This window comes from Streptomyces sp. NPDC002138 (assembly GCF_040296485.1).
Taxonomy (GTDB): domain Bacteria; phylum Actinomycetota; class Actinomycetes; order Streptomycetales; family Streptomycetaceae; genus Streptomyces.
The window spans coordinates 1-21675 of sequence record NZ_JBEOXE010000085.1 but is presented as its reverse complement, the minus strand read 5'-3'; the positions used below and the strand labels follow the sequence as shown (position 1 = coordinate 21675).

17 protein-coding genes, 1 pseudogene and 1 riboswitch are annotated in these 21675 nt (G+C 72.5%); of the genes and pseudogenes, 5 read left to right on the top strand and 13 right to left on the bottom strand.

The genetic code is table 11. The features are described 5' to 3' along the window. Positions 1-45: 45 nt before the first annotated feature. The gene (locus tag ABT084_RS33885; protein WP_351052411.1) at positions 46-2034 is read left to right on the top strand and encodes a serine hydrolase domain-containing protein; all 1989 of its coding nucleotides are present in this window, start codon (positions 46-48) and stop codon (positions 2032-2034) included. 9 nt (positions 2035-2043) lie between these two features. Here the strand turns inward: ABT084_RS33885 and ABT084_RS33880 are convergent, their stop codons facing one another. The 3 genes from ABT084_RS33880 to ABT084_RS33870 form a co-directional block, all read right to left on the bottom strand. Continuing rightward, entirely contained in the window at positions 2044-2820 is a 777-nt protein-coding gene (locus tag ABT084_RS33880) for an alpha-ketoglutarate-dependent dioxygenase AlkB family protein (RefSeq protein ID WP_351052409.1), read from the bottom strand. Further along, the gene (locus tag ABT084_RS33875; protein ID WP_351052407.1) at positions 2804-4033 is read right to left on the bottom strand and encodes a hypothetical protein; all 1230 of its coding nucleotides are present in this window, start codon (positions 4031-4033) and stop codon (positions 2804-2806) included. Before ABT084_RS33875 ends, ABT084_RS33880 begins: the two co-directional genes overlap by 17 nt. Positions 4034-4108: 75 nt before the next feature. Continuing rightward, entirely contained in the window at positions 4109-4861 is a 753-nt protein-coding gene (locus tag ABT084_RS33870; RefSeq protein ID WP_351052404.1) for an LppU/SCO3897 family protein, read from the bottom strand. Between the two features lie 189 nt (positions 4862-5050). Between ABT084_RS33870 and ABT084_RS33865 the strand changes: the two genes are divergently transcribed. After that, a complete protein-coding gene (locus tag ABT084_RS33865; protein WP_351052402.1) occupies positions 5051-5497 on the top strand; it encodes a nitroreductase family deazaflavin-dependent oxidoreductase in 447 nt (148 codons plus the stop codon). 24 nt (positions 5498-5521) lie between these two features. Here ABT084_RS33865 and ABT084_RS33860 read toward each other — a convergent pair whose 3' ends face one another. The 4 genes from ABT084_RS33860 to metE form a co-directional block, all read right to left on the bottom strand. After that, complete coding sequence (locus ABT084_RS33860; RefSeq protein WP_351052399.1) at positions 5522-7129, bottom strand: phytoene desaturase family protein; 1608 nt, start codon at positions 7127-7129, stop codon at positions 5522-5524. Beyond that, positions 7126-9375, bottom strand: coding sequence for a serine/threonine-protein kinase (locus ABT084_RS33855; protein ID WP_351052396.1), 2250 nt, complete (start codon positions 9373-9375; stop codon positions 7126-7128). Before ABT084_RS33855 ends, ABT084_RS33860 begins: the two co-directional genes overlap by 4 nt. Then, entirely contained in the window at positions 9357-10400 is a 1044-nt protein-coding gene (locus tag ABT084_RS33850) for an oxygenase MpaB family protein (protein ID WP_351052393.1), read from the bottom strand. Before ABT084_RS33850 ends, ABT084_RS33855 begins: the two co-directional genes overlap by 19 nt. Positions 10401-10600: 200 nt before the next feature. Continuing rightward, entirely contained in the window at positions 10601-12919 is a 2319-nt protein-coding gene (gene metE, locus ABT084_RS33845; protein ID WP_351052434.1) for a 5-methyltetrahydropteroyltriglutamate--homocysteine S-methyltransferase, read from the bottom strand. Between the two features lie 232 nt (positions 12920-13151). Then, positions 13152-13370: riboswitch (cobalamin riboswitch) on the bottom strand. Positions 13371-13582: 212 nt separating this feature from the next. Between metE and ABT084_RS33840 the strand changes: the two genes are divergently transcribed. Then, complete coding sequence (locus ABT084_RS33840) at positions 13583-14287, top strand: hypothetical protein (RefSeq protein ID WP_351052391.1); 705 nt, start codon at positions 13583-13585, stop codon at positions 14285-14287. 221 nt (positions 14288-14508) lie between these two features. On the opposite strand, the gene ABT084_RS33835 is transcribed toward ABT084_RS33840, so the two are convergent. The 5 genes and pseudogenes from ABT084_RS33835 to ABT084_RS33815 all read right to left on the bottom strand — a co-directional run bounded on the left by ABT084_RS33835 (position 14509) and on the right by ABT084_RS33815 (position 18343). After that, positions 14509-15699, bottom strand: a complete 1191-nt coding sequence (locus tag ABT084_RS33835) for an acyl-CoA dehydrogenase family protein (protein ID WP_351052431.1) — start codon at positions 15697-15699, stop codon at positions 14509-14511. 97 nt (positions 15700-15796) lie between these two features. After that, positions 15797-16060, bottom strand: coding sequence for a hypothetical protein (locus ABT084_RS33830; protein ID WP_351052388.1), 264 nt, complete (start codon positions 16058-16060; stop codon positions 15797-15799). A 253-nt stretch (positions 16061-16313) separates the two neighbouring features. After that, positions 16314-16514 (bottom strand): annotated as a pseudogene (locus ABT084_RS33825) (LLM class flavin-dependent oxidoreductase); the annotation flags it as partial. A gap of 57 nt (positions 16515-16571) precedes the next feature. Then, on the bottom strand, positions 16572-17444 hold the full coding sequence (locus tag ABT084_RS33820; protein WP_351052385.1) for a class II fructose-bisphosphate aldolase: 873 nt from the start codon (positions 17442-17444) through the stop codon (positions 16572-16574). Beyond that, on the bottom strand, positions 17441-18343 hold the full coding sequence (locus ABT084_RS33815; protein ID WP_351052383.1) for an SIS domain-containing protein: 903 nt from the start codon (positions 18341-18343) through the stop codon (positions 17441-17443). The genes ABT084_RS33820 and ABT084_RS33815 overlap by 4 nt, the downstream gene beginning before the upstream one ends. Before the next feature lie 166 nt (positions 18344-18509). Here ABT084_RS33815 and ABT084_RS33810 point away from each other — a divergent pair, with 166 nt between their 5' ends. Both ABT084_RS33810 and ABT084_RS33805 read left to right on the top strand, forming a co-directional pair. Continuing rightward, the gene (locus ABT084_RS33810; protein WP_351052428.1) at positions 18510-19289 is read left to right on the top strand and encodes a DeoR/GlpR family DNA-binding transcription regulator; all 780 of its coding nucleotides are present in this window, start codon (positions 18510-18512) and stop codon (positions 19287-19289) included. 584 nt (positions 19290-19873) lie between these two features. Then, a complete protein-coding gene (locus ABT084_RS33805; protein ID WP_351052380.1) occupies positions 19874-20551 on the top strand; it encodes a hypothetical protein in 678 nt (225 codons plus the stop codon). 110 nt (positions 20552-20661) lie between these two features. Here ABT084_RS33805 and ABT084_RS33800 read toward each other — a convergent pair whose 3' ends face one another. Beyond that, positions 20662-21327, bottom strand: coding sequence for a hypothetical protein (locus tag ABT084_RS33800; RefSeq protein ID WP_351052377.1), 666 nt, complete (start codon positions 21325-21327; stop codon positions 20662-20664). Positions 21328-21675 lie beyond the last annotated feature (348 nt).

Here is a 21675-nt window from a genome sequence, read left to right as displayed (position 1 = left end):
GCAGATACTGAGTGACGCGCTCGACAGCGGACAGGAGGGCCGGTCATGAGCCAGGACACGGGGGTCGTCAGGGGCGGGAGCCACGAGGCCGAAGGGGCCGGGGAGGCTGCGGTGGCCGGGGAGAGCGCCGCAGTTGCGTCTGCCGCGGCTGCGGCGTCGGGGGCGGCCGACGGGAGCCGTCGCCGGTACGGGGGCGGCGGCGGCCCGAGCCGCAGACGGCTCGGGGCACGGCTGCTCGCGCTCGGCGGGGTCCTCCTCGTGCACGCGGCGCTGCCCGGCGGCCCGGCGGGGGCGTCGGGGCGGGGCGCCCCGGGGGCGGGAGCCGGCGGCCCGGGAGCGGGCGCGGGCGGGAATCCGGTCGAGCAGCGCGCCCTGCAGGGGCTGCGCCTGCGGTACGGCTCGGCCCGCCAGGCGGGCCTGCTGGAGCGGCACCTGGAGGCGACGGCCGAGGAGGCCCGGCGCTTCCTCGGCCCCTCCCCCGAACACCCCTACTACGCGGGGGCCGTGGTCCTGGCGGGGCGCGGCCGGACCGTCGCCCTCCACCGCGCGATGGGCCACGCGGTGCGGTACGCGGACTACGACGGCCGGACCGACCGGGTCCGGGAGTTCCCGGCGGCGGAGCGGATCGCGATGACCGAGGACACGGTCTTCGACCTGGCCTCGCTGAGCAAGCTGTTCACCTCGCTGCTGGCCGTGCAGCAGATGGAGCGCGGGCGCCTGGAGCTGGAGGCCCCGGCGGCGCGCTACCTGCCGGAGTTCACGGGAGGCGGCAAGGAGACGATCACGGTCCGCCAGCTGCTGACCCACACCTCGGGGCTGCGCTCGTGGGCGCCGTTCTACCAGGAGTCCACACGGGCGGGGCAGCTGAGGCTGCTGTGGTCAGTGCGGCCGCAGGAGACTCCCGGGAGCGTGTACCGGTACTCGGACCTCAACCTGATCACGCTCCAGCTGCTCCTCGAACGGATCACCGGGCGCACGCTGGACGTCCTGCTCCGCGACGAGATCACCATTCCCCTCGGGATGCACCGCACGCGCTACAACCCGCCGCTCTCCTGGCGCCGGGTGACGGCCGCCACCGAGATCCAGCGCCCGCCCTGGTCGGGGCTGGACCGCGGCCTGGTGTGGGGCGAGGTCCACGACGAGAACGCCTACGCCCTCGGCGGGGTGGCCGGTCACGCGGGGGTTTTCGGCACCGCCTGGGACCTGGCCCTCCTCGCCCGCACCCTGCTCGACGGCGGTGCGTACGCCGGCAAACGGATCCTGCGCCCCGCCTCCGTCGAGCTGCTCTTCACCGACTTCAACACCGCCTTTCCCGGCGATGACCACGGCCTCGGCTTCGAGCTGTACCAGCACTGGTACATGGGGGCGATGGCCACGCCGCACTCCGCCGGGCACACCGGATTCACCGGTACCTCGCTGGTCCTGGACCCCTCCACCGACTCGTTCCTGATCCTGCTGGGGAACTCGGTGCACCCGGTCCGGACCTGGCGGGCCGGGAGCGCGCCCCGGGTGGCGGTGGGCAACCGCTTCGCCCGGGCGGTCCCGGTCCGTACCCGGCACGGCGGCCCCGCGTGGTTCTCCGGGATCACCCCCGCCGCGGCGGGCACCCTCACCCTGCCGCCGCTCACCCCCGCGACGGCGGAGGCCCGGCTGCGGTGCGCGGTGTGGTGGGACACGGTGCCGGGGGCGGGCGGCCTCTTCGTCGAGGCGGCTCCGGGGCCGGACGGCCCGTGGCAGCCCCTGCCGTTCAGCACGGTCCGCTCGACCGGGGGCACCCCGGAGCAATGGCCGACCGGCACCGTCACCGGCTGGTCGGGCCGCATCTGGCACCGCCTGGAGGCCCCCCTCCCCGCATGGGCCGGCCGCGAGGTCCACCTGCGCCTGCGCCACGAGGCGACGGGCCGCTACGTCGGGCGCGGGGTGTACGTCGACGTGCTCCGCGTATCGGAGCGCACCCGCCTCCTCTTCGCCGAGGACCGCCCCGCCGACGCGTCCCGCATCACGGCCCGGGGCTGGACCCGCTCGACGGACTAGTGCCGGTGGTCAGACGGGCGGCATGAGATCGCTCTCGCTCACGGTGTACGTCAACAGGGGGTAGACGAAGTCGGTTTCATGGTTCTCACGGCGCCGCAGTCGGTAGAACTCGCGCCTCTGCTCGTCGTCGGCCGACACGAGGCGCCCACCCTGCGGGAGGTACCCCTGCCCGTCGCGAAACCGGAGGAGGGTCTTCGACGTTCGGAAGGTGACACCCAGCCATTGGTTGTCCGCCGTCCGGCCGGGCGCGTCCAGCACGATCTTGTGCTTGAGTCGCCGGTTCGCGGCGGCGGAGAACGCGACGACGCCGTGGTGGACGAGGGGGATCTCGAACTGCTCGCCGCCGGGTCCCTTCGCTGCGAAGACCAGCTTTCTCGGCGGCCCCGCTTCGGGATGCCGATAGCAGGAGAAGACGGCGATGAACGAGTCGTCGGCCAGGTCGAGGGCCTGGTCGGAATGGCTGCCCATGGTCGTGCAGGCGTTCGTGTAGCTCTCGATGAGCGCGTTGTTGAAGCCGGCCGAAAGCCCCGCACGCTCTTGAACCTGTCGCGCCAGCCGTTCATGCACCGCCCGGAAGCGCTGCGCCGGGCCGCCGTACTGGGTGGTGGTACGGACGAGCGGCACACCGTCCGCCGCGTCCACCCTGGTCAGTACGGCGCCTCGCCGCCCCTTTCCCACGTCTTCCCAACGGACCGACGCGGACAACTCCGCGAAGAGGTTCTCCTCGTCGTCGGTCGGCACGGCGCACGAGATGATCCCGTCCGAGATCCTAGATTCGGGGGGCAACGTAATCTCCCGTGTTCATGCTGAAGAGGAACGCGTCGCCGTAATCGATGAAGGACGAGGTCCTGTTCTCCTCGGCGTACAGCCTGCGCAGCTCGTCCATGCCGGACTGCGTGGGCGCTCCCAGCTTCACCAGGTCTCCGGCCACGTCGAGGAAGGTGTGGCCGTCCTTGTGCACGGCTTCGGTGCCCGAACAGCGCACCACGTATCCCAGGCGGGTCGGGAGCAGCTCCGCGTCCAACGTCGAGGGCCGGATCTCGTGCGTATACAGCCGGTTGGTGGACAGCGGCATGAAGAAGACGGAGCCCGGATGGAGAGTCAGGGTGAAGTGCGGGGGGAGCGCGACCCCGTCGCGTTCCGCGGTCGGGTCCTTGAGGCGAAAGCGGAGCCGGGTCAGCGCGCTGGCACCCTTCACCCCGTAGTCGAAGGCGTCTTCGGCCAGGGGCCGCAGCGTGTCGAGCCCGTCATAGAAGGTGCAGAAGGCCATGACGCCGTTGACGGGCATGTCCTTGGTCTTGTCGGCATGGGCCGAGATCTTGGCCTTGGCCTGCTTGCGCTCGGCCGTGGCGAGGGTGTTGTGGTAGATCTGCGCGAGGACGTGATTGAGCGGTGCCTGATTCCGGAAGACGGCGGCGGCCTCGCGGTTCAGCGCCTCGACGATGCGCGTGTCGGTCGGGCGAAAGTTTTCCGTCGGCCCCGAGAGATTCGTGGAGCACCGGAGCAGGCGGAAATGCAGTGCGTCATCGTTGCGCGTGACGGGCGTCAGATAGATGCCGCTGCGATGGGCCGCTCCGGGCTTGGTGGACTCCGTCAGCGACTGGAACGCGTGCTCCGCGCGGATCCGTCCGAAGTGGTCGTCGTCGAGCCCGAAGAAGCGGCGGTAGTACACGCCGACGCCGTGCACGCGGACGGGAACCCGGCCGAGGCCGACCAGGGTCCACGGTGCGCCGACGCCCTCCTGGTAACCGTGTGACAGCTCCCGGACGACGAACACCCGGTCGGCGGCATGCAGTTGGCGGTGACTGATCGCGGATATGTCGCCACACAGATAGACGGTCTTGCGTGCGAGGTCGGGCGAACCGGAAGCAAGGTCCTCCGGCGTGATCGTCGATCCGAAGAACTCCCTGATCGTGTCGTGGCCTTGCACCGCCGACGGCGCGACCAGGACGTTGCCCGCATCCTCGATCCAGGCTTCTGTCAGCTCTGCCGTGTCCATCAAACGGTTCCCGTCCCTCGCAGACGTCCGGGCGGGCCGATGACCGCCCAGCCGGTACACCTGCGGATTCTAGGCTCAGCGGGCGTAGGAGCCGATGCCGACCACACAGTAGACGTACTCGTTGAGGGTGATCCCGCCCCGGCTGTAGCGGTAGGAGAATCCGTACTCCGTCTTGGGGCTGGCGTCGCAGCGGCTCATGTCCGAGGTGCCGGGGATGCTCTCGATCACCTTGTAGTGCGCGTCCGACGCCGAGCACGACACCTCGCGCACGTTGTCCACGCGCTGCGCCGTCGTCGAGTCCGGCAGGGTGCCGTTGAGGCAGGTGCCCCGGTCGAACGGACTGGGCGCCGCCTCCGGCGTCGGGACGACGGGGACGGGCACGGAGGCGGCCGGGGTGGCCGCCGGGGGCGGGGCCGGGGCGGGCGTCCACGCGCTGTACGACGGCATGGGAGTGGAGGCCGGGGTCGGGGTGGAGGTCGGGGAGGAGGACGCGGTGTCGTGGTCGTCGTCGTGGCCGCTCTTCTCCACCACGACACCGATGAGTACGGCGGCGGCGATCAGGAGGACCGCCGGCCAGCCCCGCGGGCTCCTCCTCGCCGCCGGGGCGGGCTGCTGCCCGAGCCACGCCACCGGCCCCTCGCCCGCGCCCTGGCTCACCCGGATGCGCAGCAGCACCTCGTCCTGGCCGACACGGGCGCGGACGAGGTCCCCGTCCGCGGCCGGCGGGATCCTGAGTCTGACCGTGCCGGTGGGCAGGGACACGGGGAGGATCACCCCGTAGGCGGCCTGCTGCGGGGTGAGCGTTATCGGGATCTCTTGCGACGGCACCTGGTACTCCCGGGCGTGTGGTGGCAGGCCGCTGCCTGACGGATCCCCAGGGATTGTGCCCTGTACACGTATGGGGACGCAGGCGTTCCGCCCGATCGGCCGCGGTCGGGGCATAAACACCGTGCCCGCGAGCGTTGTTGATCGTTGAGGCTTCAACACCGACGGTCGACACCTGGAGGCAGGCCGCACATGACCGACATCGACTGGGACCACCCGACCGACCCCAAGCCCGGCTGGCAGCTGGACCACGTCAAGCAGTACGTCGGGTCCGGCGGAACCGAAGGCCGGCTCTGGAACGGCACGCAGACGCTGCTGCTCACCACCATCGGGCGCAAGAGCGGAAACCCCGTCCGGACCCCGCTCATCTACGGCGAGAAGGACGGCCGGTACTTCATCGTCGCCTCCAAGGGCGGCGCCCCCGAGCACCCGCTCTGGTACCTGAACCTCACCGAGCACCCCGAGGTCCGCATCCAGGTCGGCCCCGAGATCATCCAGGGCGCGGCCCGCACCGCAGACCCCGCGGAGCGCGCCGAGGCGTGGCCGCTGATGGTCAAGCACTGGCCCGCGTACGAGGAGTACCAGACCAGGACCGACCGCGAGATCCCGATCGTCGTCATCGAGCCGGTCGGCGCGTAGCAGCCCGCCGACGCGTGGCAGGCGTCAGCGGCCCAGGACCGCCATCGCCGCGTTGTGCCCCGGCACCCCGCTGACTCCGCCGCCGCGCACCGCGCCCGCCCCGCACAGGAGCACGTCGGGGTGCCGGGTCTCCACGCCCCAGCGCCCCGGCGCCCGCTCCGGCCCCTGCTCCCCCGCCGGTCCCGCGAAGGGCCAGGACAGGTCCCGGTGGAAGATGTGGCCGCCGGGCAGGCGCAGTTCGCGTTCCAGGTCGAGCGGGGTCTTGGCCTCGACGCAGGGGCGGCCGTCGGCGTCGAGGGCCACGCAGTCGGCGAGCGGTTCGGCCAGGTGGGCGTCCAGCTGGGCCAGGGTCGCGGCGAGCAGCGCCTCCCGGGTCCCCTCGTTGTCCTTCTCGAACAGCCGGGCCGGGGTGTGCAAGCCGAAGAGGGTGAGCGTCTGATACCCGCGCTCCGCCAGGTCCGGGCCGAGGATCGAGGCGTCGGTCAGGGAGTGGCAGTAGATCTCCGAGGGCGGTGCGGACGGCAGTTCGCCCGCGGCCGCCTCCCGGTAGGCCCGCGCGAGCTGCTCGTAGCCCTCCCCGATGTGGAAGGTGCCGGAGAACGCCTCGCGCGGGTCCACCGAGGAGTCGCGCAGCCGGGGCAGTCTCCTCAGCAGCATGTTGACCTTGAGCTGGGCGCCCTCGGGAGCCTGCGGCGCGCTGTCGCCGAGCAGCCGGGCCAGGGCCTGCGGCGAGGCGTTGACCAGGACCTTGCGGGCGCCGACCCGGCCTTCGCCCCGGTCGCTCCGGTAGGTCACCTCCACCGGACCGCTGGCCTGCGTCGAGCTGTCGGGGTCGACGTCGATGCGGACCGCCTCGTGCCCCGTCACGATCCGCGCGCCGGCCACCCGCGCCGCGGTCGCGAGCGCGTCGGTGAGCGCGCCCATGCCGCCGACCGGGACGTCCCAGTCGCCCGTACCGCCGCCGATCACGTGGTAGAGGAAGCAGCGGTTCTGGGCGAGCGAGGGGTCGTGGGCGTCGGCGAAAGTGCCGATCAGCCCGTCCGTGAGCACCACGCCGCGCACCAGGTCGTCGGCGAAGCGGTCCTCGACCGCACGGCCCAGCGGTTCCTCGAACAGCATCCGCCAGGCGCTCTCGTCGTCGATCCGCGCCCGCAGGGCCTCGCGGGTGGGCAGCGGTTCGGTGAGGGTGGGGAACACCCGGCGGGCGAGGCGGGCGGTCGTCGCGTAGAAGTCCCGCCAGTTCTCGTACTCCCGCTCCGAACCGGTGAGCCGGGCGAAGGACGCGCGGGTACGGGCCTCCCCACCGCCGACGAGCAGTCCGCCCGGGCCGCCCGCGCGCTCGGTGGGCGTGTACGAGGACACCGTGCGCTTGCGGACGGCGAACTCCAGCCCCAGCTCCCGGACGATCGTGGCGGGCAGCAGCGAGACCAGGTAGGAGTAGCGCGACAGACGGGCGTCGACCCCCGCGAAGGGGCGGGTGGAGACGGCGGCGCCGCCGGTGTGGTCCAGCCGTTCCAGGAGCAGGACCGAGCGTCCCGCCCGGGCCAGATAGGCGGCGGCCACCAGGCCGTTGTGCCCCCCGCCCACGATCACCGCGTCGTACACGCCCTGGAACCGCTGCTCCTTGGTCATGGCTCTTGGTAGCACACCTGCCCGAGCCGCTCCAGACAGTGGGCCTCGTCCGCGTGCGCCGCGACCGTGTCGGGGTGGTCGGCCCCGAGCACGCGTTCCCGGGCCCCGGCCACCTCCTGGTAGACGGGCAGTGCCTCGTCCCAGCGGCCGAGCCGCCCGAGGCCCACCGCGACCTCGCGGCGGCTGACCAGGGTGTCGGGGTGCTCGGGACCGAGCGACCTGCCGCGCAGCACGGCCACCTGCCGGGCTTCGGCGACCGCCTCCTCCCAGCGCCCGAGTCGGCCGAGGTTGACGCCGACGACGTGCCGGGCGCGCAGGGTCTCGGGGTCGGCGGCGCCGTAGCCGCGGGTGCGGTCGCGGGCCAGCGAGCGGAAGAGGTCCAGGGCCTCGGCGGTGCGGCCGAGGCGTCCCAGGCCGATGCCGACCTCGTAGCGGGCGGCGAGGGTGTCGGGGTGGTCGCGGCCCAGGATCCGTTCCCGGGCGGCGGCGACGCCGCGGTAGGCGGCGAGGGCCTCCTGCCAGCGGCCGAGCTGGCCGAGGGCGTAGCCGACCTCGTAGCGGGTCAGCAGGGTGTCCGCGTGGTCCGGGCCGAGGACCCGGGCGCGGGCGGCGGCGACCTCCTCGGCGGTGCGGTGCGCGTCGGCGAGACGGCCGAGGCGGCTCAGGCTGAAGGCCAGGTTGTGGCGGCAGCGCAGGGTGTCGGGGTGGTCGGCGCCCATGGTCCGCTCGCGGGCGGCGAGCACCGTGCGGTAGACCTCGTGCGCCTGCTGGTGCCGGCCGAGCTGGCCCAGTACGTACGCCGTCTCCTGGCGTGCGGCGAGGGTGTCCGGGTGGTCGGGCCCGAGGGTGCGGGCGCGGCCCTCGGCGACCTCGGTGTGCGCGGCCAGCGCGTCGGCGGGCCGCCCGGCCCGGCTGAGGGCGAAGGCGTGCGCGGAGAGCGCGGCGAGGGTCTCGGGGTGATCCGGCCCGAGCGGGCGGGCCGGGCGGGCGTGACCGTAGGCGGCCGTCACGCGCGGGTCCTCCGGCGCGTGCGGACGGACGACGCCCCCCGCGGGCGAGGCACCGGCCGGCGAAGCACCGCCCGGCGAGGCACCGGCGGCCGCTGCTCCGGCGGTGGCGTCCGCGGCGGGGACGGAATCCGGCGTCGCCGGGGCCGGCTCCGGCTGCGGGACGGGCACCGGAAGCGGCTGCGGGGCCGATTCGCGGGTCGACTGTGCCTCGGAGGGTTCGCGGACGGGCACGGCGGGGCGCGCGGCGGTCCACGAACCGGTCAGCACCGCCCACGCGCCGCTCGCCGGGCGCGCCTCCAGGCCCGCCTTGCGTCCGGCGGTCATGCCGAGCGCCCACGCGGGCAGCGCCCCGGCGGCGGTGGCCGCGGCGCCGGGGCCGCGGCGGGCCTCGACGAGGCGGCGGTGCAGCGCGCGGGCGTCGACGGGCCGGTCCTCGGGCCGCTTGGCCAGCAGGTCCAGGACCACCTGCTCGAAGTGGACGGGGAGCTCGGGGCGGTGCTCGCGCGGCGGCACCGGCGCGGTGTCGCGGTGCCCGACCAGGACGGACCAGGAGTCGCCGAGGTCGAAGGGCGGCGCCCCGGTGGCGATTTCGTACAGGACGCAGCCGAGGGAGTAGAGGTCGCTGCGGTGGTCGACCTCGCCGCCCGCGATCTGCTCGGGCGACATGTAGTGCGGCGTGCCCATGGCCATGCCACCGCCGGTGAGCTTGGCGGTGAAACCGATGTCGGCGGCGAGCCGGGCGATGCCGAAGTCGCAGATCTTCACCGTGCCGTCGGTGAGCCGCATGATGTTGGCGGGCTTGAGGTCGCGGTGCACGACGCCCTGGTCATGGGTGTAGCCGAGGGCCGCGGCGAGCTGTTCCGCGATGTCGACGACGTCGTCGACGGGCAGCGGGCGCGCCTGGTTCTCCTCCAGGAGCTGGCTGAGATTGCTCCCTTCGAGCAGCTCCATGACGAGGTAGAGGGGCCCGCCCGTGGCGCTGTCGTCGCCGAAGTCGTGGACGACGGTGACGCCCCGGTGCTGGAGCGAGGCGGCGACGCGCGCCTCGCGCCGGAAGCGCTCGCGCAGTACCTGCGTGAAGTGGGCGTCCTGCTCGGCGCCGAGTGGTTTGAGGCATTTCACGGCGACATGTCGGCCGAGTGATTCGTCGCGGGCGCGCCACACCTCGCCCATGCCACCGCGACCGATCAGATCGAGCGACCTGTACCGGCCCTGGATCAGTCTGGACTCAGCCATGTCCTACTGCCGCCCCCGTTGTCGTGCTCCACCCTCCCCGGCCGGTCCAGTATGGCCGCTGGAGAGCGCAGTGCGTGCGTCGAGGGGCGGCTCCCGGGGCCCATGCGGCGCATCGCTCTCAAGATGTGACCTGGAGGCAGCTGCCAGCGCAGACCTGCGGGAATGCTGCGCAGGGCGAGGCCGGTGAGGCGCAGGCGCCGGGTGACGGTGCGCGGGGCGGGTGCGGGGCGCCCGTACAGCCGGTGCGCGTAGGCCGGGAGGGAACCGTAGGCCAGTTCGGCGAGCGGCCGCCACAGCAGGTTTCGGCCAGGCACGAGCAGCGGGTGGACGGGCGGGCTGTGCAGGAAGTCGTCGACGGCGCGGGCGTCCGCTCCGGCGGCCAGGCGGGGCCGGATCCGCTCGAAGTACGCGGCGAGGCCGGCGGCGGTGGCGGGCACCTCGGCGGGGTCGAGACCGACGAGGCGGGCGTTGGTCCGGTTCTCGTCGACGTAGCGGTCGGCCTGAGCGGGGGTGAGGGGGACGCCGGAGCGCCGCAGTATGTGCAGGAAGGAGTCGATCTGGGCGCAGTGCACCCACAGGAGCAGCTCGGGATCGTCCACCGGGAAGCCCTCGCCGGTGGTGGGGTCGGTCGCGGACAGCATCCGGTGGATCTTGCGGACGCGCGCTCCGGCCCGCTCGGCGGACTCGGTGGTGCCGTAGGTGATGGTGCCGACGAAGTCGGCGGTGCGCAGCAGCCGCCCCCAGGCGTCCTGCCGGAAGTCGGAGTTGGCCATCACCCCGCGGACGGCGCGCGGGTGGAGGGCCTGGAGGTAGAGCGCCCGGACTCCGGCGATCCACATGATCGGGTCGCCGTGGCACTGCCAGGTCACGGACCGGGGGCCGTACAGCCCGGGATCGGCGCCCTCGAACCCGCTCGCGGGCTTGCTCGCGGGCCCGTTCACGTCCCGCCTCGCGTGCCCGTCCCGGGGAGCGCCGTAGTCCACGCCCCGGGGTCCGCCCTCGTCCCCGTACGGCACTGCGCCCATCGTGGCCTCCCGTCGCCCGGTGTCGAGCGTACCGACCGGGCGGTGGGTTGGGCAGGCCGCGCCGCCGGGCGCGCCGCCGCGGCGGGGACGGGCCGCTCGGACCCGTCCCCGCCCGGCGCTGAGCAGGCGGCACCCCTCGGCCCGCCTCGGCACCCCGCGACGCTCGGTGACCGGCCGATCACCGAGCGCGCGGCGCCTGGTCAGGCCGTCGCGGTCTCCGCCCGCACCCGGTGCGCGGCCTCGACGAGGTGCTCCAGGGAGGCCTTCGTCTCGGGCCACCCCCGGGTCTTGAGCCCGCAGTCCGGATTGACCCACAGGCGTGCGGCCGGGATGGCCTCCAGCCCCTTGCGCAGCAGCGCGGCGGCCTCGTCGGCGGAGGGGACGCGCGGGGAGTGGATGTCCCAGACGCCGGGGCCGACCTCGCGCGGGTACCCCGTACCGGCGAGTTCGTCGGCGACCCGCATGTGCGAGCGGGCCGCTTCCAGGCTGATGACGTCGGCGTCGAGGTCCTCGATGGCCGCCACGATGTCGCCGAACTCCGCGTAGCACATGTGGGTGTGGATCTGGGTGTCCGGACGGACACCGCTGGTGCTGAGGCGGAAGGCCTCGGTGGCCCAGGCGAGGTATGCGGCGTGGTCCGCCGCGCGCAGGGGCAGGGTTTCCCGCAAGGCGGGTTCGTCGACCTGGATGACGGAAGTTCCCGCCGCCTCCAGGTCGTTCACCTCGTCGCGCAGGGCGAGCGCGACCTGGCGGGCCGTGTCCCCGAGGGGCTGGTCGTCGCGGACGAAGGACCAGGCGAGCATGGTCACCGGGCCGGTCAGCATCCCCTTGACCGGCTTCGCCGTCTGCGCCTGCGCGTACGTCGTCCAGCGCACGGTCATCGGCTCGGGACGGGTGATGTCCCCGGCCAGCACCGGCGGCCGGACGTAGCGCGTGCCGTAGGACTGGACCCAGCCGTGCTGGGTGGCCAGGTAGCCGGTGAGGCGCTCGGCGAAGTACTGGACCATGTCGTTGCGTTCGGGTTCGCCGTGCACGAGGACGTCGATGCCCGCCTTCTCCTGGAAGGCGATCACCTCGCGGATCTCCGCCTCGATGCGGCGCTCGTACCCGGCTTCGTCGAGCCGTCCGGCGCGCAGGTCGGCGCGGGCGGTGCGCAGTTCGGTGGTCTGCGGGAAGGAGCCGATGGTCGTCGTGGGCAGCGGAGGCAGCCCGAGGTGGGCCCGCTGGGCGGCGGCCCGCCGGTCGTAGGGCTGCGAGCGGCGCCCGTCGGCGTCGGTGACGGCCGCGGTGCGGGCGCGGACGGCGGGGTCGCGGGTGATCGGCGAGTGCGCCCGGGAGGCGAGGTCGGCGCGGTTCGCGGCGAGTTCGGCGCCGATGGCGTGCGTGCCCTGGGCGAGGCCGCGGGCGAGGGTGGTGATCTCGGCGGTCTTCTGGCGGGCGAAGGCCAGCCAGCGCCGGACCTGCGGGTCGATGTCGCGCTCGGCGGTGACGTCCAGCGGGACGTGCAGCAGCGAGCAGGAAGCCGCCACGTCGACGCGGCCCGCGAGGCCGAGCAGGGTGCCGAGGGTGGCGAGGGACTTCTCGTGGTCGTTGATCCAGATGTTGCGGCCGTTGACGACCCCCGCGACCAGCCGCTTCCCGGGCAGGCCGCCGACGGCGGCGAGGTCGGCGAGGTTGCCCGCGGCCCGGTCGGTGAAGTCCAGGGCCAGACCCTCGACCGGCGCCTTGGCCAGGACCGGCAGGGCCTCGCCGAGCCGGTCGAAGTACGAGGCGACGAGCAGCTTGGGACGTGGGGCGAGGCCGCCCAGCTCGCGGTAGGCGCGGGCGGCGGCGCCGAGGTCGGCGGGGGTGCGGTCCTGGACCAGGGCGGGCTCGTCGAGCTGGACCCATGCGGCGCCGGCCGCGCGGAGGTCGGCGAGGACTTCGGCGTAGACGGGCAGCAGCCGGTCGAGCAGGGTGAGGGGCTGGAAGTCGTCGGGCACCCCGGGGGCGGGCTTGGCCAGCAGGAGGTAGGTGACCGGTCCGACCAGCACGGGGCGGGCCGCGAGACCGAGGGCCAGGGCCTCCTTCAGCTCGGCGACCTGCTTGCCGGAGTCGGCGGTGAAGACGGTGTCGGGGCCCAGCTCCGGTACCAGGTAGTGGTAGTTGGTGTCGAACCACTTGGTCATCTCCAGCGGCGCCACGTCCTGGGTGCCGCGGGCCATGGCGAAGTAGCCGTCCAGCGGGTCCGCTTCGACGGCGGCGCGGTGGCGGTCCGGGACCGCGCCGACCATCACGCTGGTGTCGAGGACGTGGTCGTAGTACGAGAAGTCACCGGTGGGGACCTCGGTGATGCCCGCCCCGGCCAGCTGCCGCCAGTTCGTCCGGCGCAGGGTCGCGGCGGTCTCGCGCAGTGCGTCGGCGTCGACCCGGCCCTTCCAGTAGCCCTCGACGGCCTTCTTCAGTTCCCGGTTCTGCCCCTGCCGGGGGTAGCCGTGAACAGTGGCGCATACGGCTGCGGTTGCGGAATCGGTGGCCATCTCGGTGGTGGAATCGGTTGTCACGGAACTCTCCTTCGCGAGTACGTCTCCATGAGTCCCGATGACCGGACGTGGGGCGCGAAGGGCGGCGGACCGGACGGTACGTCGCGCCCTCGCCCCCGCGCGCTCCGTGCACGGGGTACCGGTACGACCGTCCGCCTTGCCCCGGGGCGAGCCCGGGGTGCCCCCGACCGACCCGCCCACGAGGTCACCAGGAATCCGCGCACGGCTGTGCGTGCGCGGGCAACGGGCAGGTCTTCGGACTCACGGGCACGTCTGCCGGGGGCAGACACCTAGTGGCCGTCGCTTCCCAGGCCCGTACGGGCCCAGTGCGTATGACGGCGGTCGTTCCCGCTCACCGCTGCGGGGCAGTCCCGGATTCCCACCGGGTTCCCTCTTACGACGCATCCCGCCTGGCGGACGGAGGCGAACCAGCTGCTGGGGATCACCTTAGGTGTCCGCCCGTACCGAGGGGAGGAGTTGGCCACATTCCGGACGCCCGGATGAGACGGTTCGCCGATGGCGGACATGACTGAGCCGGGGCGGGCTTGCTGTCGGGAAGATCACAGGGAACATCCCGGGATCGGCACGGGCGGCGCGGCACGCACGTCCAGAATGGTCCCGAGGTGGGGGATCCCCCGTGTCTGCAGAGGGAAGTTGGACGTGCCGACAATGAATCCGAGCCGTTCCGTCCTGGCCGCCGTGGCCGTCGCGTCCGCCGCGGTCGTGCTGGCCGGTTGCAGCAGTGAGCCGCCGGCGCTGAAGTTCGAGTCGGCGAAGCCGTCCGGGCCGCGGCTCGACGCCAGGCCCGTACAGGGAGGCTCGCTCCCCGTCGCTCAGTGGCCCAACGCGTGCGAGGTGCTGGGCGACGACGAGATCCGCGCGATCCTGCCGCAGGCGAAGGACTTCCAGCGCGATCCGATCAAGGTGACCGTCCTCAACTTCAACCCGCTCGGCAAGCCGGACCCGGGCACGACGGGTGACGTACCGGCGGGCGGCTGCAGGACCGAATTCGGGCTGCCGGCGAAGTACAAGGGCAAGCACAACAGCAACATCCGCATCGTCTTCAAGACGGTGGCCGATCCGGCCCTCGTGGCGAACGCCTACGCCGAGGACCGGGACGACGAGGCGAAGCGGGCCGGCCAGGACACCAAGAAGTTCCAGGACCTCAAGAACTCGCTGGGTGCGGCGGGCTGCTACACGAAGGGCACGACCTCCACGATGGTCTGCCATCAGGGCCCGTACCAGTTCGAGGTGAGCGGCTCGTCGACCGCGGACGGCGTGGGCAAGTACCCGGAGACGGAAGAGAACTGGCGCCAGAAGGTCCTGACCGAGGTGGTACGCACCTTGAGCGCCCGCATGGCGTGACCTCGGGCCTGATCGAATCGACCGGAACGCGAGACCTCGGTGAGCGCTAGGATCCGTCCATGACGTCACGACGGGCGAATGCCGCGTAAACCGCCGAGCAGAGCACCGTCGAAGCGCCCTCGGGCGGGAATCCTGGCCGACGGGTGTCCACCGGCCGCCGTGCACATCGGTGCGGGCCGGATCGCGGCCGTCGCCCGTCGGCCAGCGGCGTCCGCGGGTGCTCAGCGGCGGACGCGGGGCATGCCGAGGCCGATCCAGGAGATGATCTCGCGCTGGATCTCGTTGTTGCCGCCGCCGAAGGTGAAGATGACCGCGCTGCGGTAGCCGCGTTCCAGCTCGCCGTGGAGCACGGCGCCCGCGGAGCCGTCCTTCAGGGCGCCCGCCGCGCCGACGATCTCCATCAGCCAGGCGTAGGCGTCGCGGCGGGCCTCGGAGCCGTAGACCTTGACGGCGGAGGCGTCCTGCGGGGAGAGCGTGCCGCCCTGGACGGCGTTCACCATCTGCCAGTTGAGCAGCTTCATCGCGTCCAGACGGGCGTGCGTGCGTGCGAGGCGGCCGCGCACCCAGCCGAGGTCGATGACCCGGCGGCCGTCGGCGAGTTTGGTGTCGGCGGCCCAGCGCTGTACGTCGTGCAGGGCGCGGATGGCCATGGTGCCGTGTGCGGCGAGGGTGACGCGTTCGTGGTTGAGCTGGTTGGTGATCAGGCGCCAGCCCTTGTTCTCCTGGCCGACCCGGCGGTTCGCGGGGACACGGATGTCCTCGTAGTAGCTGGCGGTGGTGTCGTGCGAGGCAAGGGTGTTGATGAGGGTGCAGGAGTAGCCGGGGTCGTCGGTCGGCACCAGGAGCATCGTGATGCCCTTGTGCGCCGGTGCGTCGGGGTCGGTGCGCACGGCGAGCCACACCCAGTCGGCGGTGTCCCCGTTGGTGGTCCAGATCTTCTGGCCGTTGACGACGTACGTGCCGCTCTCCTCGTCGCCCTCGCGGACGGCCTTGCACTTGAGCGCGGCGAGGTCGGTGCCCGCGTCCGGTTCGCTGTAGCCGATGGCGAAGTCGATCTCGCCGGCGAGGATCTTGGGGAGGAAGTACGCCTTCTGCTCGTCCGTGCCGAACTGCATGATGGTCGGCCCGACGGTGTTGAGGGCCATCAGCGGCAGCGGGACCACGGCCTGCGCGGCCTCGTCGAAGAAGATGAACTGGTCCATGGGCGACATGCCGCGCCCGCCGTACTCCTTCGGCCAGCCGACCCCGAGCCAGCCGTCCGCGCCGAGGCGCCGGATCGTCTCCCGGTAGAAGCGCTTCTGCGCGGCGGCGTCCTCGTAGCGCCCGTAGACGTCCGCCAGGACCAGCTCGGCGAAGTAGGCGCGCAGCTCGGTGCGCAACTGCTGCTGCTCAGGCGTGTATTCGAGGTGCACGGCCCCTCCGGGAGTCTCGCGGTCCGTCCGTCGCTGGCGGGCGTAGAGTAGAACGTGTTCCAAGAATCCGGAAGGGTCGGCGCGCACCGTCTCGCGATCAGTCGGCGGACCTCCTGCGAAGCCCCGGTGCCTTGATCTCCGTCCCTTCCAGCTCCGGGCGGATGAGGACCTTGACGTGGCGCTCCGGCCGGGAGAGCGAGGCGCAGGCCGCGTCCAGGCCGGCGAACCCCGCCTCGCCCGTCACCAGCGGCCCGGGGTCGAGGCGGCCGTCCGCGAGCCGGGCCGGGGTGGCGCCGAACTCCTCGGGCGGTAGGCGAGGGACATCCTGATCGTGACGCCCTTGTACGCCGACACGGTTCACCACCACCTTCGGGAGCGGGGCCCGCCCCACGAGCTCCGCGCGGAGCGCCACCGATGACCGCCCGGCCGAAGACCGGCAGCCCCTCCGTGGTCCAGCGCTCGACAGCGGCGGCCGGAGTGGCGCAGCCCTCCGGACGGGTGCCGCCGAGCTCCTCGATGTAGCGGACCAGATCGCCCACGCCGAACTCGGCCTCTGCGCGGGCCTGTTCCCGGGTCCCGGCCAGGTGGACGGGTGTGACCGGCCGCCACCCGGACCAGTCGGTGGCCGCGGTCACGGTCTCGCCGCGCAGCAGCCGCACGATCGCGTCCAGCGATTCGGCCATCATCTCGCGCGAGCCCGGGGGGGCGACGCCCATCATGAAGTCGTCGGAGGGGAGTTGTCCGGAGCCGACACCGAGCATGGCCCGCCCCCGGGTCTGCTGGTCGAGCTGGCAGATCCGGTCGGCAAGGATCAACGGCTGACGGCTGACGGCTGACGGCAGGGGGCGAGGAACACCGCGCCGCGCGCGGGTTCAATGCCCGATCGCGGCCGCTCCCACTGAGTGGGAAGAGTTCAGTGCGGTGATCATGGCCGCCGTGGTGGCCGTCATCGCCGTGCGGGCCGCCGTCAGGTACGGGCGGGGGTCGGCCTTGGTCAGATGGGTGCGGATGGCTTCGGTCATCGCCACGTTCAGCGCGGTGCCGATGTTGACCTTGCGGATGCCGCCCGCGACCGCCGCCGCCAGCTCCGCGTCCGGCAGACCGGAGGAGCCGTGCAGGACGAGCGGAACGTCCACGGTTTTGGCCAGCCGGGCGAGCAGCGCGTGGTCCAGGGCGGCGGTCCGCGAGGTCATCGCGTGGCTGCTGCCGATCGCGACGGCCAGCGCGTCCACCCCGGAGTCCACGACGAAGCGGCGGGCCTCGTCCGGATCGGTACGGGCGCCGGGGGCATGCGGGTCCAGCGGGGCGGCGCCGTCCTTACCGCCGACCTCGCCCAGCTCGGCCTCGATCCACAGGCCGTTGGCGTGCGCCCAGTCGGCGGCCGAGCGGGTGGCCTCGAGGTTCTCGCCGTACGGCAGGTGCGCGGCGTCGTACATGACCGAACCGAAGCCGGCGTCGGCCGCCTGGCGCAGCAGATCGGCGCTCTTGACGTGGTCCAGGTGGAGGCCGATGGGCACCCCGGCGGCCTCGGCGCAGGCCACCGCGGCGCGCGCGATGGGCAGCAGGCGGCCGTCCCGGAAGCGGACCGCGTTCTCGCTGAGCTGGATGATGACCGGCGTGCCGGTCCGCTCGGCTCCGGCGACGACGGCCTCGGCGTGTTCGAGGGTGATGATGTTGAAGGCGGCGACGGCCCGGCCGGCGGCGGCCGCTTCCAGGACGAGGCCTCCCGCGGGGACGAGGCTCATCGGACGGCTCCCTCTTCGCTGGTGAGGATCACCGAGCGGGTGAGGTTGCGCGGCCGGTCGGGGTCGAGGTCCTGGTGCGCGGCGACGGCGATCGCGAGCCGGTGCACCCGCACCAGCTCGGCCAGCGGGTCGTGCCGGGCCTCCACCCACTGGGCGCCGGTGTCGCGGACCTGCTCGGCCAGACCGTCCGGGGCCTCGTCCATGGCCCAGGTGACGGTGCCGGGGCCGCTGACGCTGATCGGGCCGTGCCGGTACTCCATCGCCGGATAGGACTCGGACCAGGACAGGGAGGCCTCGCGCATCTTGAGGGCAGCCTCATGGGCGAGGCCCACGCTCCAGCCCCGGCCCAGGAAGGTGAACTGACCCCGGCTCGCCACCTGCTCGGGCAGCGGCTCGAGCAGCGCGGCGCGGGCGTCGGCCACCACGGCCGGGCTGTGCAGGCCGAAGTGGGCGCGCAGCAGGGTGAGGGCCGTGGTCGCGAAGCGGGTCTGCACGACCGAGCGCTCGTCGGCGAAGTCGAGCACGACCAGGTCGTCGGCGAGGGTCATCACCGGGGTGTCCGGGTCGCCGATGACGGCGGTGGTACGGATCCCCGCGTCGCGCAGCTGCGCGAGCAGGTCCAGCACCTCGGTGGTGGTGCCGGAGCGGGTGAGGGCCACGACCCGGTCATAGCGCCGGTGGCGGGGGAACTCGGAGGCGGGGAAGGCATCGGTCTCCCCGGCGCCGGACTCCTCGCGCAGCGCGGCGGCGGCCTGCGCCATGTAGTACGAGGTCCCGCACCCCACGATCGCGGTCCGCTCCCCCGGCTGCGGGAGCACGGAGCGCTGGGCCGGGGCCAGTTCGGCGGCCCGCTCCCAGCAGTCGGGTTGCGTGGTCAGCTCGTACGCGACATGACTCATGTCGGCTCCCTGTGCGGTGGAAGTGCGGGTGCTGCGTTTTTCTGCAAGATAGCTGGTAGTTTCGCGCAACTTCAAGCATTTCAGCCGTGGTGGACTGAGTTAATGTCGACGGATAGCCCGAACGCACAACTGAACGAACACAAGGGGGTACGCCGCCGTGGGGTCCATGTCCCGGGAGGTGCGCTGGCAAACGCTGCTGGATCTGCTGGTGGAACGCGGTCGCCTGGAGGTCGAACCGGCCGCCGAGACGCTCGGCGTCTCGGCCGCCACGATCCGGCGCGACCTCGACGAACTGGCCCAGCAGCAGCTTCTGGTGCGCACGCGCGGCGGGGCGGTGCTGCACGGCGTGTCGTACGAGCTCCCCTTGCGCTACCGCACCACGCGGCGCGCGGCGGAGAAGCGCCGCATCAGCGAGGCGGTGGCCGCGCTGATCGCCCCCGGCGAGGTGGTGGGCCTGACGGGCGGCACGACGACCACCGAGGTCGCCCGCGCCCTCGCGGGCCGGGCGGACCTCAGCGCGGGCTCGCCCGCGCTGACCGTGGTGACGAACGCCCTGAACATCGCGGGCGAGCTGGTCATCCGGCCCCAGTTCAAGACGGTGCTCACCGGGGGCGTGGCCCGACCGCAGTCGTACGAGCTCACGGGCCCCCTCGCCCAGGGCGTCCTGGGCCAGCTCACGGTGGACACGGCGATCCTCGGCGTGGACGGCTTCGACGCGACCGACGGCGCCGCCACCCGCCACGAGGACGAGGCAGCGGTGAACCGCCTCCTGTGCGACCGCTCCCGCCGCGTGGTCATCGCGGCGGACTCCAGCAAACTGGGCGTCCGCGCCTTCGCCCGCATCTGCCCCGCCTCAGCGGTGGACATCCTGGTCACGGACACGGGCCTGTCGGACGCGGGCGCCGCCGCCTTCGGCGAGGCGGGCGTGGAGGTCGTCCGGGTATGACGACGCCCCTCACCCACACCCACCCGAACGCCCCGCACCGAGCGCGCCCGCTGTAAGCCGCCCCGGGGAGCACCACGCCAAGAAAGCCCCACTCGCGAAACCGGACAGGCCAGCACGACCCGCGCGCGAATCCGGTCGTTCCCTCCCCCCGCGCACAGCGGCGTCGACCACAGCCCGACCGACACGCTCATCCGCGATCCCCGGGGGCCTCTCCGGCATTCCGTCACGCAGGGTAGCCGAGCGACCCCCACTCGCCAGCGGACCGCGTCCCACCCCCGCCCCGCAGCCCAGGGAACACGCGAAAGCAACAGCCGCCCACCCGCCATGCACGCGATATCGCGCCCCAGCCCCAGCCCCAGCGGCGCACACTCCCCTGGCTCGACAACGGCGCGAGCGCCAGCTTCTACCAATATCGACTCTTGACGTCAAGCCACGAATTCCTGCGACATGACCGCCCCGCGCCCATCGGGTTTATTTGAAGCAGGCCCCCACCGGGGAATCCCACAGAAATACGGGGCCGAAGAATACGACCACTTGGCGCGGGACCTATTCCAGGAATCCCCGCAACACGAATGGAGAATCCGATGATGAAGATTTCCCGCAAGATCGTACTGGCTGCAGCCACCATGGCCCTGGCTGGAGGCGGCATCGCCCTCCCGGCCGCCGCGATGGCAGCACCGGCGCCCCAGATCGCAGTCGCCGACAACACTCCCAACACCCCGAATACCCCGAATACCCCGGGCGATGGGGGCAACACTCCGAACACCCCGAATACGCCGAACACCCCGGGCGGGGCCGGAAACAACACCCCCAACACCCCGAACACGCCCAACACCCCGGGCCATGGCGGACACAACACCCCGAACACTCCCAACACCCCGAACACCCCCCACCACAGGGGCCACGGCAACCACAACACCCCGAACACCCCGAACACGCCCAACACCCCTGGCGGGACCGGGAACAACACCCCCAACACCCCCAACACCCCGAACACCCCGGGCGGAGCCGGAAACAACACCCCCAACACCCCCAACACGCCCAACACCCCCGGCGGAGCCGGAAACAACACCCCCAACACCCCCAACACGCCCAACACCCCCGGCGGTGCCGGAAACAACACCCCCAACACTCCCAACACCCCTAACACCCCCGGCGGTGCCGGAGCCAACACCCCTAACACCCCCAACACCCCCAACACCCCGGGCGGTGCCGGAAACAACACCCCCAACACCCCTAACACGCCCAACACCCCCAACTGAGGTGATACATACTCCGACCACATGACGGCGCCGCGCAGTGAAATCACTGCGCGGCGCTGCCACGTGCCGTGAAAAACCAAGCAGCCGTAGACCTCCGCCCTTCGACGGTGCTACAGCCCGCCCTTATGGCTCGGAGTGTTCGGAGTATTCGGTGTGTTGGGCGTGTTCGGGGTGTTCGGCGTGTTCGGACCGTTGGGCGTGTTCGGGGTGTTCGGCGTATTGGGCGTGTTCGGGGTATTGGGCGTGTTGGGCGTACTCGGGGTGTTGGGCGTGTTGGGCGTGTTCGGGGTATTCGGCGTGTTGGGCGTGCTGGGAGCGCCGGAGCCGCTGGCTCCATCCAGTGCGTACGGCGCATAGGGTGCGTAGGGTGCGTAGGGCGCGTAGGGCGCGTACGGAACGTACGGCGCATACGCCCCGTTCGCCTCGCCCGCCACCACCACCGCCACCACCGCACCCGCACCCGCACCCGCCTTCTGCTGCTGCCCCGCCCGGAGCCTCGCCTGCGGGGGCTGCGCGAGCTTCGACAGGTGAGCCATCCGCGGGAGTTGCGGGAGCCGGGGCAGCTGGGGCAGCTGGGGCAGCTGCGGGAGCTGGGGAAGTTGCGGCAGCTGAGCCACCCTCGGGGCGGGCGGCGCCAGCGGCGCCTGGCCGCCTCGCGCGCCGGCGCCGTGGGAAGAGCGGCCACTCGCATCAGCGGCGTGAGCGCTTCCCGCGCCAAGGGCGGTCAGACTCGCCACCGCCACAGTGGCGATCATGACCTGCTGAAGCTTGCGCATGAATGCGTACCCTCCGTGCCTTGCCTCGTGCACACTCGGTCACTTGGTGCAAGTAGACGATCACTAAAAGTACACATCAGTGCGGACTCCTCCTCGCCTCGGAGAACGCGTCGCCCGTCCATCACCCATTCGTCCCCGGTCCGGCCGTGCCGTGCCGATCACCCGCCGCCCCGTAGCCAGCCCTTTCGCCCGGAGGGCGCGGCTTCGCGGCACCACGGCCCCCTCACCGCCAGAAGTCCCGGCCCATGGTCAGCCTCCCCCCTGCCTTCCCCCGGGGGCCGCCCGACAGTTCTTGGCTTTTCGTGTCGAGTCGTGCTGTCAAGGGTGGCCGCAGGCCATCGCGCAGCG